Origin of the sequence: Lysobacter antibioticus, from assembly GCF_000731095.1 — a bacterium.
Lineage (GTDB): Bacteria > Pseudomonadota > Gammaproteobacteria > Xanthomonadales > Xanthomonadaceae > Lysobacter > Lysobacter antibioticus_B.
This window is the reverse complement of sequence record NZ_JMTZ01000005.1, coordinates 15,188-32,411: the sequence shown is the minus strand read 5'-3', so window position 1 is coordinate 32,411 and position 17,224 is coordinate 15,188. Positions and strand designations below refer to the sequence as shown.

Here is a 17,224-nt window from a genome sequence, read left to right as displayed (position 1 = left end):
TGTCTCTCGTCTCTTTGGAGTTGAGCCGGGCTTGCGCGGCATACGGAAATGCAAAGGTCGGCCCAGGAAGCGGGTGTCCGGTTCAGAACTGATGTGTCGCACTAACCGAGTAGTAGCGTCCGATCGGGTCGCTGTCGGCAATAGTGTAGCCGCCGTTGCTGTAGTTGTAGTTGCCAGGATGGCGATCGCCAAGGTTGTTGATGTTGAGGCTGAACAGCCAACGTTTGAAGCCGCCGTAAGCGATATCGATGCCGGCCAAGGTCGTGCTGGGCGTACGGCGCGTGTGGTCGACGTTACTGCCGTAAGTGAAGGTAGTGCTTGGCCCCGGCACGGACACCGTCGTTGGCCCTATGTAGTACAGATTGAGCGTTACGATCCAATCGCGATAGCTCCAGCGAACATCGCCCAGCACGCTTCGGCTGGGCATTTCGATGCCGGCATGGTCCTCGATCGGCTCGGTCGGACGATGCTGCCGGAGCAGGCGATGCGTGTAGTGGCCGCTCAGGCTGAAATCGAGGTCGCCCCAGCGCTGCGTCTGGTGACGGTACTCGGCCTCGATCTCCCAGCCCCGCACTTCGGTGCTGCCGACATTATCGAGATAGCTGGCGACGGCGATCAGCTCGCCGTTTTCGTCGCGAATCAAGGCTTCCGGGGACAGTTCGTCGAGACCCAGCGCATTGATCGGCAGAATCTCGTTCCTGCGCCGGATGCGATAGTGACTGCCGGTCAACGAGAAGTTTTCGCTGGGGGTCCAGGTCAAACCGAGATTGCGGTTGGTCGATGTCTCCGGCTTCAGCCTCGGGTTGACTCGTGCGCGTAGGTCGACGGCGCAATAGTCGTCGAACTCGTCACGGCAGGGGCGGGTCGAATCGTCGGCGGGGACGTAGGAAAGCGTCTGTTGCTTGATCAGCAGCGGGCCACGCAGCTCGGCCAATGTAGGCGCACGATAACCCTCTCCTACCGAGGCGCGCAGACTCAGCGACTGAAAAGCCTGCCAGCGCAGACCGAACATGGGGGAGATCTGATCGCCGTAGCCCCGGTTGCGATCCAAACGCCAGGCCGCGTCCATCGAGAGTTTATGGTGCAGCGGCGCCTTGAGCTCGGCATAGACCGCGGCTGCATCGCGGTGGTCGCTTCGACCCTGGAAGTCCATCGCCAGCGCGATATCGCCTTTCGTCAGCAAGGGGTCCGGCCGGTTGCTCAGATGCTCGTGACGGGCTTCGAATCCGGCCGCGACCTGGACGTCGCCGGCGGGTAATGCGAACAGCGGACCGTCCACGCTGCCGGACAAGGTTTCCAGCGACATCTTCCCGCCCAATACGATGGGAGGCGAAAGCTTGGCGAGCACGGCATCGGAATTCCTGTCCACCCGATTGAAACGATAGCTTCGATCGTCGACGACCGACCCGAGAGCCGACAGGCAGATCAAGCCATTGATGCGATTGGCGACCTCGTTGTCGCGGCGCGACAGACTCAGATCCCAGGCCCAAGTTCGGCGGTAGCGGTTTATGCCGATGGTGTAGTCCCGGTTGGTGGTAACGACCCGATTGCCGATCGGCCCCACGTCGGAGAACCAATAATTCAAGAACGAATAGTCGCGAGCTCTTTCGCTATCGGGGTGGTCGCCGGACAGCGGCATCACCCCATGGCTCGGAGCGTTGCGCAGCTCCAGCCCGACCCGGGACAGGCGCAGATCGGCGTAGGCCTCGAGGTTCTCGCTGATCGGCTGACGCAGGTGGGCGTACAAGGAGTTGCTGGCGATACCGGGTTGCAGACTGCTGTAGCGCGGAGCGTCGAAACCGCACTCGACGCCGGATCGCGTGGGATCGCGATTGCGGCAGCCTGCGATCGGGAGCACGCTGCCGTCGTCCTGCAGGAAGCCCAGTGCGATCCGCCGATCGGTCCCGCCGAATCGCCGTCGATCGAGCGTGCTCCAAGAGCGCTGGCTGCCGATCAGCGGATTACGGGTGAAGTGATCGGCGCTGACGAAAACGTTGCCGCCGCTGCGCGTCTGCGCGCCGAAGCTGGCGTACTCGCGTTGCTGCTCGGCGTCGCCGCGCTGGGACACGCCAAAATTGCTGCCGACCTCGGCCCCGCGGTAGTCCTTCTTCAGGATGATGTTGACTACGCCGGCCATCGCGTCGGCGCCGTAGATGGCCGACGCTCCACCGCGAGCGATCTCGATGTGATCGACCATGCTCAAGGGAATGCCGTTGAGGTCGGTCAACGCGCCCATATCGGTCGAGACCAGGCCGTAGTTGGCCATGCGTCGTCCATCGACGAGAAACAAGGTCGCGCGCGGGCCGAGCGAGTACAAACTGGCCGAAGCCGCGGCTGCCGTCGGCACTTGGCTGTTGCCGCCCTCGCTGGCGATATTGCGGGGATGGTGACCGGTCATGCCCGGCATCAAGCGCAGCACATCGAACAAGGTCTGATGGCCGCTGGCGCGAATCTGCTCCTGCGTGATCAGCGTCAAAGGCAGTGCGCTCTCAAGCCCTGCGCGCTTGATCCGGCTTCCAGTGACGTGGACCGTGTCCAACTGGGTCGGAGACCTCGGCGAGGAGGTCGCCTTCGGCGCTGCCGGCCTCGCGTCGGTCCGCGGGCGCGGTGTGGGCTGAAGCAGGTAAACATTGGCTTTTACCGCGACTGCGGTGAGGCCGGTCCCTTCCAGTAATCGAGCCAGGCCCTCACGAACTCCGGGATGGCCTCTGAGGCCCGCGCTGCGCCGTTTGGCCACCAAGGCGGGCGAATAGATCAACTGCACGTCTTTGCGAGAGGCGAAGGCGTTGAGCGCATCGTCCAAGGCGCCGGGCGGAATGCTATAGCCACCGGGCGGAGCAGCGCTCGCTGAGGCCTGATAAGCCACCGCGACTTGCGGGGCCGTCAGTGAGAGGAAAACGATGAATGCGTGAGAAAATCTGGCCATACATAACCGTATCGATCAGACCCAAGCGGATTCCGGACGCCTGGCTTCTATGGCGAAATCGAACCATAGCATCGCCGCTGGGCTGATGGACTCGGCCGCATCGGACTTCAACGGTCTGAACCGCACGGTGCGTACCGACGGTTGAAGGCGCATACGTTATCGTCCTCATGTGCGGCGCACATCGCGCCGAAAATGTCACACATGAACGATGTCACACATGACGGGGCCGAGCGCTCTCGGGACGTTCCGGCATGTCCTGGAATATGTGCTGGATGGTCGCGTCGTGCGTACCGGGATGGACCTCGACGCATCTCACCTGCCAACAGTCGGGCCGTAACGCTCCGAACCCGCGGCGCATCGTGCGCAAGGCTAGATCGCCCCGAAGCAGTAAGCCAACGGGTTTCGGTGCGAGGGCTGGTCAGGCGGCTGCACGGAGCGAGCCGTCCGAACGGTGTGCGGGCGCAGTCAACGTGCCGCGAACGCATCGTTCGCGGCACGTCGTGCGCTGTACTTACTGCGGCGCGTCCTGCAACACGATGTCGTCGAGGTAGAAGCTGGCGTTGTGATTGGCCGAGCCGCCCGAGCCCACCAACAGCACCCACACGCTCGCGGTCAGCGCGGGCGGTTGCACATCGGCGACCACCTGGGTCCACTCGTCGCCGGCCGCGCCTAGCGAAACGTCGCTGAACGAGGTTTCTTCATCGCCGGTCGCCGGCTTGCCGTCCTCTTTGAGCCAGCGCAGGCGCACGCGCGCGTTGGCGGGCAGCGGCGGGGTGCCGGCGACACGCTTGACCCAGAAGCTCAAGCGCTTGGCGGCGTTGTCGGACAAGTAGCCGGGATGGTTGGCGAGGGCCACGCCCCAGTAGCTGTCCTCGGCCACCACCTGCAGGCTGTGCGCGCCGCCGTGGCCGACATCGGCGCGGGCGATGCGGCTGCCGTACCACGCGGTCCACAGACCGGCCGACGCTTCCAGGGTGGCGGTTTGCGGATCGAGCAGGTTGAACGACGAGCCGTCGGTGGTGCTGCCGGCGTCCTGCAGATAGGGCGCGGCCTGCCAGCTCTTGAAGCTCATCGTCTCGCCGTAACGCTTGGCGAAACGCCAGGGGCCGTAGTAGTGGTTGTTGGCGAAGCGGTTGTTGTTGTTGAACATCACATCGTTCTGCACCTGCTGCACGGTGTACGGCGACCAACTCAGGTTGTTGTCGCCGGTGGCGTACAGCGCCTGCGCGCCGCAGAAGCTGGAACTGCCGCACGGCACCACCGCCGGATCGAAGTAGAACTCGTTGCCGGTCACCTCGATGTTCTTGGCGTGCCAGCGGCAGTCGCGTTGCAAGGCCGCATCGCCGTTGATCTGGGTGTAGCACGGGTGCAGATGACTGACCGGATCGGGGTACTTGCTCGGATTTTTCGGGTCCGGACGCACGATCAGCGCCGGGTGGACGAAGGGCGTGCAGTACACCTGGCTGGTGTTGCCGTTGGAGTTGCAGAAGCGATTGGAGCTCTCGTAGATCGACACCCCGGAGAAATTGTTCTCGAAGTAGTTGTCGTAGATGCGCAGCAGGTCCGAACCGCTGACGTCCTTGGGCAGGCGGCTGTCGCCGCCGGATTCGGACAGGTAGATCGCCGGCGCCGGCGCGCCGAGGTCGGAGGTGCCCGAGGTCCAGCCGTTGTTGATGAAGGTGTTGGCGCGGATGGTGGCGTTGTAGCTGATCTCGTACCAGATGCCGACGCCGGCGTTGTCGCGGATGTAATTGTTCTCGAACAGGAAGTCGATGTTGTTGGTGTCGGCCCACAGGCCGGTGCCGCGGTTGTCGTGGACGTAGTTGCCGACGATCTTGGCGCCGCGCACGTCCCAGAACTTGCCGCCGCCGGTGCAGCCGCACTTGGTGCTGGCTTCCCAGTCGTCGACGTTGTTGCCGGCGATCTCGTTGTGGCTCAGCTCGATATCGACGATGGCCGAACGGCCCGGCGTCGGTTGCTCGGGCGTCGGCGGACCCTCGCTCTGCAGCGGCTTTTTGTACATGCTGAAGCCGTACTGGCCGTTGTCCTTCAGGCAGTTGAAGCTGACCTTGTTGTGGCTGCCGAGGAACACGCCGGCCCCGCGGTTGTTGGCGATGGTGTTGTACTCGATCGTCCAGTGGTCGCCGGCGTCGTGGTTGACCACGCCCTGGTCGAAGTTGCCGTAGTCTTCCGTCGGGTCGTCGCTATAGCGGCCGAAGTTGCGGATGGTCAGGTAGCGCACCACGACGTTCTGCGCCGTGTTGGTGAAGGCGTAGTGGTTGCGGTTCTGGCCGTCGATGATCGCGCCGGGCCCGCCCAGATAGGTATTGCCGTCCTGGGCGATGATCTGGCTGTACTTGTCCGTGCCGAGGGTGTGCACGCCCGGCTCGAACCAGAATGTCACGCCGGCGCGCCGGAAATCGAAACCGCTGTTGTCGCCGGCCGGGACTACGATCGCACCTTGCGGCGGCGCCGCCGGGCCGCGCGGCATGACGCCGGCCTGGCAATAATTCGCCGGCGGCTCGCTCGGCCACATCAAGCCCGCATGGGCCTGGCCTTCGCCGCCGAGGCGCGGTTGCGCCGCGATGGCCGGGGCGACGATCAGCCCGCTTAAAAACAAAACCGGCAGCATGCGCGTTACGCGCCTGCATCGGGACGATGAGTTACGAGAGTCGATAGCCACTGCGCAATTCCCTGGACGATGACGGTGTGAAAGTAGTCGGCGGCGATCGCAGGCAACGCGACCGGCCCGCTCTGGCCACGGCGGCCGGCGGACGGAACCTCAACGGGCTCCGCCCGGGCTGCTGGCAGATCGGACCGGACGTTGATGCCATGCGCCGCCATGCCGTCGTAGTGGCTGTCGTCATGGCATCTGTACGTTTGTGATGCTTATCGCGATAAATCCGCGTATTTGCGCGCTCGGACGAGAGGCAAGGGGCGCGATCGTGTTAGGCGCCCAGAACCGAACGCATTTTGTGGAAGGCCGCCAGCACCGGGCTTTCGCAGAGGCGTGCGGACGAGCCAGGGGCAGGGCTGGAAATCGGCTTGCCCAGCGGACCCGGAGTCCGCTTTTTTTGCCGATTGAAACCGACTCGAATCAGTCCGAGCCGGCGCCTGCCGGTACGGGCGTCTTGATGCTGCCGCCGTCCGGAACTGCGGAATGAAGATTGAGCCAATTCGCATCGGCGCCGCGCATGCCGGTGTGTGCAATCAAGGCTTCGCGCTCGGCCGGACTGCAGTCGCCGGACATTGATCCCGGTTCGAATATTCGATGCAGCTCGAGCTCCAAGACGGCGTCGCCCCTTCGCCGCGCCTCGCGGTGCAGGGCACTGCCCAGCGCCGTCGCCTTGGCGCGGTCGCCGCGTTCGAGTGCATCGGCGGCTTCGAGCAGATCGAGCCGAGCGACCACGTTCCAGGCATCGTTCGGTATCAGGCGACGCGCGTCCGCGACGAGATCGCGGCTGCTTGCCCAATCGCCGCGCGCGGCGGCGTTCTCGGCCTGGCCGGCCAGGGCTCTGGCGAGCAACAAGGCATAACCCGCGGACCGGATCGGCTGCAGCGCTTGCGCGTAGAGCCGTTGCGAACGGTCGAACTCGCCCAGACGCGTCGCCAGGCTGGCGTCTTCCAAGGACGCGACCCATCGATCGGCTGCGCCCGAGGGCAGTGCCTGCTCCGCTTGCTCCAATAAGGCCTTAGCCTGGGGCCGGTCGCCCGCGAGCATTTCGGCCCGACTGCGAAGGCTCAACGCCAAGTGGCGCAGGCTCTCTCGGTCGCCTTTTGCGCATCGGTCTATGCTTGCGCGCGCTTTGGCCGGCTCTCCCATGGTCAACAAGGCCTGCGAACGCAGGCAGATCAATGTTGTGAGCATCTCCGAGTCGGGCTGCCCGGCGGGAGTCGGCGGAAAGATTCCTTCGGCATGGTCGATGATCTTCAAGGCTTGAGCGTACTCGCCGCGCACCAGGCTCATGTCGGCAGCGTAGAGGCTGGAAGACATGCGCTGCGCGCTGGGCAGTTTCATCTCGGAGAGCTGCTTGAATCGGGCCGAAGCGCTGCTCAGGCGGGCGCTGAGCAAATCGTCGGCCATCAACCATAGATTCAAATCGGTCAGCGGAATCAGATCGCCGGTCGCGCTCGCGATCGCCGCCGCCTGGGTCAGCCGCGACCGATAACCGGCGATATCGCCGGCCCGTGCATGTTGATTCGCGCTGGCGATCAGAATGTGGATTTCCAGGCCGCGGTAGCCGGCGGCGTTGGCGCGTGCGAGCAACGCCTCCAAAGCGGGGTCGGCGCCGTCGGCCGGCAACGGGGCGGATAGCCGCGCCAGCACGCGCGCCTCCAAGGCGCCGGTGGCGTTGCCTCCCTTTTCGTACAGAACCGCGGCTTGCTCGAATTCGGGCGGCGTGCCGCGCTCGGGGAACTGCCCGGCATTCGCGCTGGCCAGCACCATGAGCGCATCGGCCTGCTCCAGATTCCATGCCGGACCGGCCTTTCGCGCCAGCTCCACTGCCTCCTTGGCGGCCGCGCGCATGCGCACCGGATCGCTGAGCACTGCGTAAGCGTTCGCCCGCAGCAACCATTTACCGACGCAGATGCAAGTGGTGTCGTTGTTGACCGGGCGATCCGCCAGTCGCTCCAGCGCTCGTTGCGGTTCGCCCGCTCTGATGAGCTGCCACGCATATTCAAGCTGGAGAGACACGGTCTCGGGGGAGCGATCGGCCAACTTGGCGTACGCCGCCAGAGCCTCGGGGCCGCGGGTCGGGTCGATCGCCAGGCGTTGAGCCTGCAGCAGTTCGATGACCGGCGGCGGCGATCCGGCCAGCAACTTCACGGCCTGGTCCATTTGCACCTTGGCCGCTGTGGCTTGAGCGAGACGAGCCTGTGCCAGCGCCAGCTGCATGCGCGCCAAGCCGAAACGCGGAGCGCGGGCGATCACTTCCTCGCCCAGATGCACCGCAGCGATCCAGTCGCCGTGCTTGAACGCCTGCGCTGCCTGCACGTAACGCTCGGCAGCATCGGCGCTGAGCTCGAGGGCCGGCCAGGGCTCGGCGTAAGCAGGTTGCAGGCGCTTCACGATCTGGCGGGACAAGGAATCGACCAATGCCGGGAGGTCCGACCGATGACCTTCGACTTCCAGCCGCTGCTCCTTGCCGCGGTCCCTCAAACGGACATAAACCTTGATCTTTGCGGGGTCGCTCGGCGAGGTCGCCGACGACAGGAACAGCACTTTCACCGAACCCGGCGCGCCGGCGGCCAGTTGCGCTTCGTCGAGCAGATTGATGCCGGGCAGGCTGGCCAATTTCCAACCGAGCCATTGTTCGAGCAGTTCCGCCGGCCAGCGAGCCGCGCGGCTATCGTCTTCTATCGTGACCAAGGCTACGGTGAGCTGCGGTTCGGCAGGCGAGGTGCGCTGATTGAAAAACCATGCGCTTGCGATCGCGGCCAGGCCGATTGCCGCCAGTGCCAGCAGCCGAACACGGTGGCGCGACCACGCACTTCGCGTCGACCTGGCTGCTTCGAGCGAGGGCGTCGGCGCGTCGACCTGCGCGGGAGTCGAGTCCGATTCCGCGGGCTGCTCGGCCGCCGGTTCTGCAGGTATCGCCGCCGACGGCGGTTCACTGACCGAACGTACCGGCTCGGGCGCCTGAAAGACGTAGCCGCTCTTGGCCACGGTGCGGATCCATGACTTGCGCTCTTCGCCCAGCGCCTTGCGCAACAGCCATACCGTCTGCGACAGGTTGGTGTCTTCGACGATCAATCCCGGCCACAGGCGTTCGAACAATTCGGTGCGCGTGTGAAGCTTGTCGGGTTCGGCCAGGAACAGCACCAGCAGATCGAATACCCGTTGCGGCACATCCGCGCTCTGCCCGGCGTGGATCAGCCGGCGAAAACGCAGATCGATGGTCAGATCGGCCAGCTGCAGGTAGCGGATGTCGGGAGGCCAGGGGCCGGTCATCGTGATCTCACCTCGCAAAGCAACTACGCCCGGGAAGACGATCCAGTGCAGCCGCGCTTTTCCGGGCAATCGATCGGCGGGCGAGAAACCCGCTCCGATCCGGCGAGCCTGCCAGCCGCATTCCGGAAGCGTGCGGCTAATGATGGTGGAACCAATCGGCATATTCGGCAAGGATCGACCGCCTTCTCGAGCGCAGGTCGGAAGGCGCTTCGTTCGACAGGTACATCGGCAACATGACTAAGGCGGCAGAGCCGCACCGACGCGGCCCAGGCGTCCCGCATCCGCTTGGCCGAGGCGGTCCCGTGAAACGACGGCGGCAACGCCGATATTCCTGCGGTTACGCTCCAATGCGGCCGATCCGCAATTCGAGTCGCGTCGGTAAGCCAGTCCAAACCGGGCTTCGGTTCGCGGGCGTATGTGTGACACCTTGGCCTCGCTTCAACGCCACGCCGCCAGGCCATGACGTTGAAAGCTACGTGCCCCCCACATGGCCCTGGTGGCGCCCGTCATGACATAGGCAAGCTGTGACTTGGACACGATCGCCGCCGGCGTCTGTATGCAAGGCAGCGACCGGTCAGGGGATCCTGGAGCGCTCGTCGGAAATATTCGGCTCGCTGCCAGCGCGCCTTCCAAGCTCAGTCGACGGCATTCCTCCAGGCTCAGACGGCCTTGAAATGAACCTGAGCCGCGTCGGCAGGCGCCGGTTGTCCCATCAGATAGCCCTGCAACTCGTCGCATCCGAGCTCGCGCAGGAAGTCGGCCTGACTGGTGGTTTCCACGCCTTCGGCCGCCACCCGCAGCCCCAGGTCCCGTCCCAAGGTCAGAATCGCCCGCGATACCGATGCGTCCAGAACGCTGTGCGGCAGCCCCCGCACGAAACTCTGGTCGATTTTCAGCTTGTCCCAGGCGAAGTGCTTCAAATAGGCGAGGCTAGAATGACCCGTGCCGAAATCGTCCAGCGTCAGCAGGGTCCCCAAGGACTTGAGCTTGCCAAGCTCATCCTTCACTCGAACCAGGTTCTCCAGCACCGAGCTTTCCGTCAGTTCGATTTCGAGCATATGGCCGGGCACCCGAAATTCCCGCAATGCCTCGTCGACCGCGCGATGCAGGCCTGCGCGCCGCAGCTGTTGCGGCGATACGTTGACCGCGATCGTGAACCCCGTATAGCCGGCATCCAGCCAGAGGCGTATCTGGCGGCAGGCTTCGCGTATCACCCAGTCGCCGATTTCCCGGATCAGCCCCAAGCCTTCGGCTATCGGTATGAATCTATCCGGTGCGACGTCGCCGAGCACAGGGCTGCTCCAACGCAACAGCGATTCGAAGCCGGTCAGGCGCATATCCGAAGCCGAAAATTGAGGCTGGTATTGGAGCATCAGTTCGCCGGCCTGGACGGCCTCGCGTAACAGGCCGCCCATTACGATGCGGTCCTCGATGTCCTGCATGTCCTCGGTTTGGAACGGGCAAACACAGTTGCGGCCCAAAACCTTTCCGCGCTCCGCGGCGGCTTGGGCCCGGCGCATCAGATCCAACGTAATGTCGCCATGCGCGGGGGCGTAGCTTATGCCGATCGTCGCGGTCAATAACACGCGGTAACCCTCGCCCTCGAACGGCAAGGTAAGCAGGTTCCGAATACTCTCGGCGAGACGTACGGCCGCGACCGCATCGCCGCCTTGTTGGACGACGACAAACTCGTCGCTCGCAAAGTGACATACAGCGACCTGTTCGCTCGCGAGCGATTGCAGGCGAACGCCTACGGCCCTCAGAACCCCGTCGCCGTTCTTATGGCCAAGAGAGCCGTTGATTCCATGGAAGCGATCCAGGTCGATAAAGATCACCGCGGCGAACGCCCCTGCGTTCTCGACCGCCCGAATCATCTGAGGCTCCAGAACGGAATAGCGCACCAAGCCGGTTACGACGTCGTATCTGGCATGGTCGGCCTCCGCGGCAAGCAATCGCTTCTGCTCGGTAAGATCGCGAATGAAAGCGGTGAAATACGCCGCCGTCCCGCCATCGATCCGCGTCACTGTCAGCTCGACGGGGAACCTCTCGCCGCCTGCCCGAATGGCGACAAGCTCCAGTCTCCGGTCGAGGATGGTCGAGGTGCCGGTCATCAAATGCCGGCGAAAGCCCCGCCGATGGTTGTCCCGCACGTCTGGCGGGATGATGACTTCTGCGACCTCAAGGCCCATGACTTGCTCGCGCCTCCAGCCGAACACGCGCTCGGCGGCTGGATTGAACTCGGTTATCTGTCCGAGTTCGTCGATGACGATGATCGCGTCCAGAGCCGACTGCACGACGGCTCGATATCGCGCCTCGGTCCCAGGAGGGCTCGCGACGCTCTGGATTGTTACGTCTCGCATTGAACGCCCCTTCTAAGGCCGCGAGTTTCGCGTAATGCCAAGCAGCGTCACACCTATACACCTAAGCGTCGAACAATAGAAAGGCCGGAGAAAGGCCGGACGATTTACCTCTTCCCGCGGTTGGATCTTCGTTGGGCCGGCGGTTCGAGGGGCGCGTAAGTCCAGATGCAAGGCAGCTACGAGCAGCAAGCGATGGCGCCGTTGAGTCTTTCACGGCCGTTTCCAGATGCCGGACCTCATAAAGTATCAGGCGCAATGAAGCCCATTAAGAGCCGATCTTCTCTCGCGTAACGAGAACCAGTACGCACATCGGCCAGCCGGTTTCTGAACAGCGCTACGGGGCGTATGCCGGGCGTCGTTTGATGCAGGCAGAGCGCGCCATGGAGATGGTTTGCAGAAGCGAACACGACGGCATCTATCGAACAGCGGTAGTTCTCTGTGCCTTTGCGGGCATCGGAGCCGATCTCTCAGGGGAGCTTTCGGCTATCCGCATCCAGTGCTGGTCGTTCGACATTTCTGTCGGTTCGCATCGTTGCACTGCGCGAATCAGTACGAGGGCTGCGCTGCCAGAAGCCGGGGGAGGTCGGATCGGCGCACATCGGTCCGGTCAGGCTCCAATCGGCTTACGCGATCCCTGTTGCGGGGGCCGGCGCCTGCAGCGAGGCTCGCGAAAGTGCGAGTGCTCGCAAAGATGCCGTCGTTGTCGGCGATGCACCTCTTTATGTGGGACGGGTCACTGCCGCCATCGCAACATTCAAGCTTTGGACTCACTCTGCGAACGCGACACGTCACATAATGAGTGCACGCAATGAGAGCCCGCGAGACCCTTAGTTTCCCGTTAGATTTCGTGCTTGTTCGTTAGATTCGGTGATGAAGCCGGACTCCGACTACGCCGTCTCGGAATCGGATCTCAATGGTCGGTATATCCAACAGCACCTGTCCATGAGCCGCGTCGACAAGGGCTTGGGCAGCCGACTCGTGCCTCTAACCACTGCGTTGCTGCCAGTTTAAAGGCGGCTTGAGCGTGGCTGATCGATCTGCGGGGCGAAGCGAGTCGCTCGGTTGGTTGTAGTCGAGACAGGTTGGATGGTTCTCCCCGGATCCATAAACGCTCATCCACGAACCCAGTAACGGAGAAAACTCATGACGGCGAAATCCGAAGACTTATTCGTTGAGATCGATGACGTAAAGCTGTGCTATCGGGTTGAAGGCGACCCATCGCACCCGCCCGTGTTGTTGATCATGGGCCTGAACTCGCAGCTGATCCATTGGCCGCAGCAACTCGTCGACAAGCTGAAAGAGGAATATCGGGTCATCCGCTTCGACAACCGCGACAGCGGCTTGACCCGATGGCGGACCGGCGAGCCGCCTGCCGACGGCTATCGCCTTGTGGACATGGCCAATGACGCCATCCAGTTGCTGAAACACCTTGGGATCGACAGCGCCCATATCGTCGGGGCTTCGATGGGTGCCATGATCGCGCAAAGGCTGGTGATCAACTGTCCCGAGCGGGCGCGCAGCCTATGCTCGATCATGAGCACCACCGGCAACATCTGGGTCGGATATGCGCAGCCCGGCGTCATCGGCGAGTTGATCAAGGAGCCGCCGTCCGACCAGGAAGGCGCGATCAATCATATCGCGGCGCTGTACGCTCTTATCGGTTCGAAAACCCATGCTGGCGAAGAGGCCCCACGTCGTCGAGCGCTTGCCGAGGCGGCTTACAAGCGTTCGCTCGATTCGAACGGCACTCCGGCCCATCCTGGCGGCGGTGCTCGTCAAGTGGGCGCGATCCTGCTCGCAGGCGATCGCACGAAGGAACTCAATGGCCTGACCCTGCCGACCCTGGTCATCCATGGCGACGAGGACGCGCTCATCCACATTTCCGGCGGCAAGGCCACTCGCAAGGCGATCCCTGGGGCCCAGTGGCTCGGAGACCCGGAGAAGGGGGTCGTGGGCATGGGGCACGATCTGCCGCAGCCGCTCCTCGACGCGGTCGCCAACGGGATCATCGATCATCTCAACACCGCCGACGAAACCGCCTGGAGGCCGATAGAAGGGACGAAAGGGCAAGGGGCACGGACTAACGCGGCCACTCCTTGACCTGAGCGCTGACCGGGTCATCGGTCACCTCGGTGGGTAGTCGTTGAATGGATGGGGACGTCACTGACGGCCCCATCCATCGCGCGCGAACTGCGAGGCCCGATGCACCATACAGACCAAGGTGGCTGTGATCGAAGCCTGCGGCAGCATGATCCGACACCTCAAGCATCGGCTCAGCGAATGGCCCGCTGCGCGCATCAAGAGTCATCGCCGGGCAGGCGCCGACCGGCCAAGTCGCGGCGGATTTCAAGCGATGTGCGGAGCCATAACTGCGCGACACGGGCCCTAACCCGGACGCCTTTTGTCAAGCAGCAGCGTCGCGCCCGCAGAAGAACGTCGAAACCTTGGGGAACTGAGCCAGCCGATCCGGGCGAGCGCCGGCACGCTCCGAAAACAAAAACGCGCCCGGTTGGGGAACCGGACGCGCGAGGCAGAACAACTACAGGGGGGAAGCTGGTCTGCCGTGTTGAAATGCTGACGGATGGGAATCTCCCATACTGAGATCGCGAGTCAGATCCAACGAGTTGACCTGCGTAGTGCGACCAAGGCCTCGGATCGCAGCATGAAGTTTTCGGCTTCGATCCGGACGCAGCGCTCGGCGGCGAACACAACGCTTATGCCGCGCCCTTCATCGAGTGCTTCAGCTGACTCATTTCGCGATGCGTATCCCGCACTATCGGCAAGAACCGTTCCACAGCGGATCGGGCGGCTGGCGTCAGCTGGGAGTCGCCGGCCACCTCGTTAAAGGCCTTGAGCAGACGATCTTCCGAGTCCTCCAGTTCTGCGACATAGCCGTAGGCGGTATCGCCAAAGGCCGCGCGGACCTTGCCGTAAAGCTGTTGCATCGAACCTGCGAAGGTCCCATGTTCGGCCGGCTTTCCTCCTGTCGCCGCGACTTGCGTGCTGAGTGCGGTAACGATGTCGGATTTCGTCGAAGCGATGCGGGAGAACAAGGCGGACAGCTCGGCGTTCTTCACCTCTCCGGAAGCCTCGGTGTAGAAGTCCTTGCCGTCGCGGGCAATCTCGATGAGATCGTTGAGATTATGCATGGTTGCACGATCTGACATGTCTGACTCCTAAGCTACTTCAAGGGAGCCCGCACTATCTCGGTGACGGCATGACGCGCCCGTGATCGGCGTCGACCGAAAGCGCAACAACCGAGCGCCAACTCCGCTCGAAACCTTGGCTGGATATGCGTGAGCGTTCGGATGAACGAACGGCATTGCGAAAGAACTCCAGATTTCGATTTGTGTCGAATGAACGAAGACACGAGCCCTGCGCCGGCGACCGGGTCGTAGCCGCTATGCCGCATGAGCCGTAGCCGCGATGCGTAGTACAGAGGATTTTTCGGTCGGCGATGCGCCGAAGCCGTGCCGAAGCTGAATTCGATTGCGGCGAGGCCGCCGGCTCTGCCCGCGCTTAGCCGTAGGCACGAAGATCACGCAGCCCGAAATCCCGTGCCTGAGCATTTCATGCTGTGACGATGCGCGCACGCCGACGTATGGTTCGCCATGCGCTCATGAAGCTTTCTTTGGATAGTTGGAAATGCGGGTCACGTTCACGATTTGCGCCCCGGTAAACCGTTTTCAGAACATAGACGCCGCTTGCTTGTCTACCTAGGTTGGTGGCCACGGCCCTGCAAGCGCATCGGCCGGACATGCCGTCGGGTCTTCCCGTTTTCTGATGTTGCGCATTGCGGAAGCCAGGACGGTTACCCGCCGCGTACCGCGGCACCTTTGGGGTTTCAATCGGGACCGCAACAACGGTCAGTGCCGTAGAAGCGCTGGCGGCGGAGCCGCAGCGCCCTGCCGTATCCGGTGCGATGCCGGGCGCTCGCCGCTAGCGGGCGCGCCGGACTGCGTGGAGTGGGACGCCGCTCACCGCCAATGCGCCGAATGGGTAGTCCACGGTGCCTGTCCTCGTCCCGTCCACACACGGAGAGATGTGCATGAATCGTCGCATTTTGTCGCTGGCTATCGGTGCTTCACTGATGTCCGTCGCGCTGCCAGGCCTGACCGCCGAGCTGCTGACCGTCGACAGGCCGATCGAGGGCCGCTACATCGTCGTACTGAAGGCACAGGCCGCCATGCTGTCGGCCGACAGCCGCAACGGCGTAGCCAACGTGCCCGCCGTCGCCCAGGGCATCGCCCAGCAGTACCGCGTCAAGCTGCAGCGCAGTTACCAACATGCGTTGCGTGGCTTCGTCATCGATGCAGACGACGCGTCGTTGGCGCAGTTGCTCAGGGACCCGCGGGTAGCCTTCGTGGAGGAAGACGGCTACATGTCGGTGGAGGCAACGCAGAACAACGCCACCTGGGGCCTGGATCGCATCGATCAGCGCGATCTGCCGCTGAGCACCAGCTACACCTACGACACCGACGCGTCCGGCGTACACGCTTACGTCGTCGACACCGGCCTGCGCGCCGACCACACCGAGTTCACCGGACGCATCGGTAACGGCTTCTCCTCGGTGCCCGGCGACTCCAGCACCACCGACTGCCACGGTCACGGCAGCCATGTCGCCGGCACGGTCGCCGGCACCACGTGGGGCGTGGCCAAGAAGGCCACCGTGCATCCGGTGCGTGTGTTCGGTTGCGGTTCTACGGCGCCGAATTCGCAGATCATCGCCGGCATCGACTGGGTCACCGCGAATCATGTCAAACCCGCGGTGGCGAACATGAGCCTGGGCGGCCCGGCTTCGACGGCCACGGACACCGCGGTAAACAACCTGATCAATGCCGGCGTCGTCGCAGTGGTGGCGGCGGGCAACGGCAATATCGACGCGTGCACCGAATCCCCGTCGCGAGTGCCGCGTGCGCTCACGGTCGGAGCCAGCGATCGCAATGACGCGCGTTCCATCTGGACCAGCGGCCAGGCGTCGAGCTGGGGCAGCTGTCTCGATCTGTTCGCACCGGGCACCTCGATCGTATCGGCAGGTATCGGCAGCGCCACCGCATCGGCCGCCAACAGCGGCACCTCGATGGCCTCGCCCCACGTGGCCGGCGTCGCCGCGCTGTACCTGGCGGTGAACCCGGCGGCGACACCCGATCAGGTCCATACGGCCATCGTCAACAACACCACTCCGGGCAAGATCACCGACCTGCGTGGCTCGCCGAACCGCCTGCTGTATTCCTTGTTCTCCGGAGGGCCCGGCAACAACCCGCCGGTCGCCAATTTCACCTCCAGCGTCAGCGGGCTGACGGTGAGCTTCACCGACACCTCGACCGACAGCGACGGCACGATCGCTTCGCGCAGTTGGGCTTTCGGCGACGGCACGACATCGACTGCGGCCAACCCGAGCAAGACCTACAGCACGGCCGGCACCTACACTGTCAGCCTGACCGTCACCGACGACGACGGTGCCACCCACACCAAGAGCGGTACGGTCACCGTCGGCAGCGGCGGCACTCAGACCTACACCAATGGCACCGACGTGGCCATCCGCGACAACGCCACGGTGGAAAGCTCGATCGCGGTATCCGGCCGCAGCGGCAACGGACCTACCAATGCCAGCGTGTCGGTGAACATCATCCACACCTACAAGGGCGATTTGAAGGTCGACTTGGTCGCGCCGGACGGCTCGCTGTACAACATCCACAACCGCACCGGCGGCAGCGCCGATAACGTCAGCGGCACGTTTACGTTCAATCTGTCGAGCGAGCCGCTCAACGGTACCTGGAAGTTGCGCGTCAACGATAACGCCTGGTTCGACACCGGCCGCATCGATACCTGGAGCGTCACCTTCTGATCTTGCGGTACCGATCCACCGCGCGCGCACGCCAGTGCGCGCGCGGTGGATGTCTTGGGCCTCTCCCGACCGTGGCAGAGGGTTCCGGGCGAAGGCGTGCAGCAAGCCAAATCCTGGCGCACAGTGGGCGCATTCGC

At 63.7% G+C, this 17,224-nt stretch carries 7 protein-coding genes; 2 read left to right on the top strand and 5 right to left on the bottom strand.

All coding sequences use genetic code 11. From position 1 onward, the window contains the following. Positions 1–82 precede the first annotated feature (82 nt). The 4 genes from EX88_RS0101380 to EX88_RS0101360 form a co-directional block, all read right to left on the bottom strand. Positions 83–2,926: a TonB-dependent receptor gene (locus EX88_RS0101380; protein WP_081930535.1), complete on the bottom strand. Its 2,844-nt coding sequence runs from the start codon at positions 2,924–2,926 to the stop codon at positions 83–85. A gap of 511 nt (positions 2,927–3,437) precedes the next feature. Beyond that, positions 3,438–5,558 carry a right-handed parallel beta-helix repeat-containing protein gene (locus EX88_RS0101370; RefSeq protein WP_051884302.1) on the bottom strand — a complete coding sequence of 707 codons (2,121 nt, stop codon included), beginning with the start codon at positions 5,556–5,558 and terminating at the stop codon, positions 3,438–3,440. Between the two features lie 465 nt (positions 5,559–6,023). Continuing rightward, entirely contained in the window at positions 6,024–9,041 is a 3,018-nt protein-coding gene (locus tag EX88_RS0101365) for a winged helix-turn-helix domain-containing protein (protein ID WP_081930534.1), read from the bottom strand. A gap of 497 nt (positions 9,042–9,538) precedes the next feature. Continuing rightward, positions 9,539–11,239, bottom strand: a complete 1,701-nt coding sequence (locus tag EX88_RS0101360; protein WP_081930533.1) for a putative bifunctional diguanylate cyclase/phosphodiesterase — start codon at positions 11,237–11,239, stop codon at positions 9,539–9,541. A gap of 1,143 nt (positions 11,240–12,382) precedes the next feature. On the opposite strand from EX88_RS0101360, the gene EX88_RS0101350 reads away from it, so the two are divergent. Next, the gene (locus EX88_RS0101350) at positions 12,383–13,339 is read left to right on the top strand and encodes an alpha/beta fold hydrolase (protein ID WP_081930532.1); all 957 of its coding nucleotides are present in this window, start codon (positions 12,383–12,385) and stop codon (positions 13,337–13,339) included. A 614-nt stretch (positions 13,340–13,953) separates the two neighbouring features. Here the strand turns inward: EX88_RS0101350 and EX88_RS0101345 are convergent. After that, a complete protein-coding gene (locus EX88_RS0101345; RefSeq protein WP_031370225.1) occupies positions 13,954–14,406 on the bottom strand; it encodes a PA2169 family four-helix-bundle protein in 453 nt (150 codons plus the stop codon). An 881-nt stretch (positions 14,407–15,287) separates the two neighbouring features. Here EX88_RS0101345 and EX88_RS27360 point away from each other — a divergent pair. Further along, entirely contained in the window at positions 15,288–17,087 is a 1,800-nt protein-coding gene (locus tag EX88_RS27360; protein WP_161786061.1) for a S8 family serine peptidase, read from the top strand. The last annotated feature ends 137 nt before the right edge of the window (positions 17,088–17,224 follow it).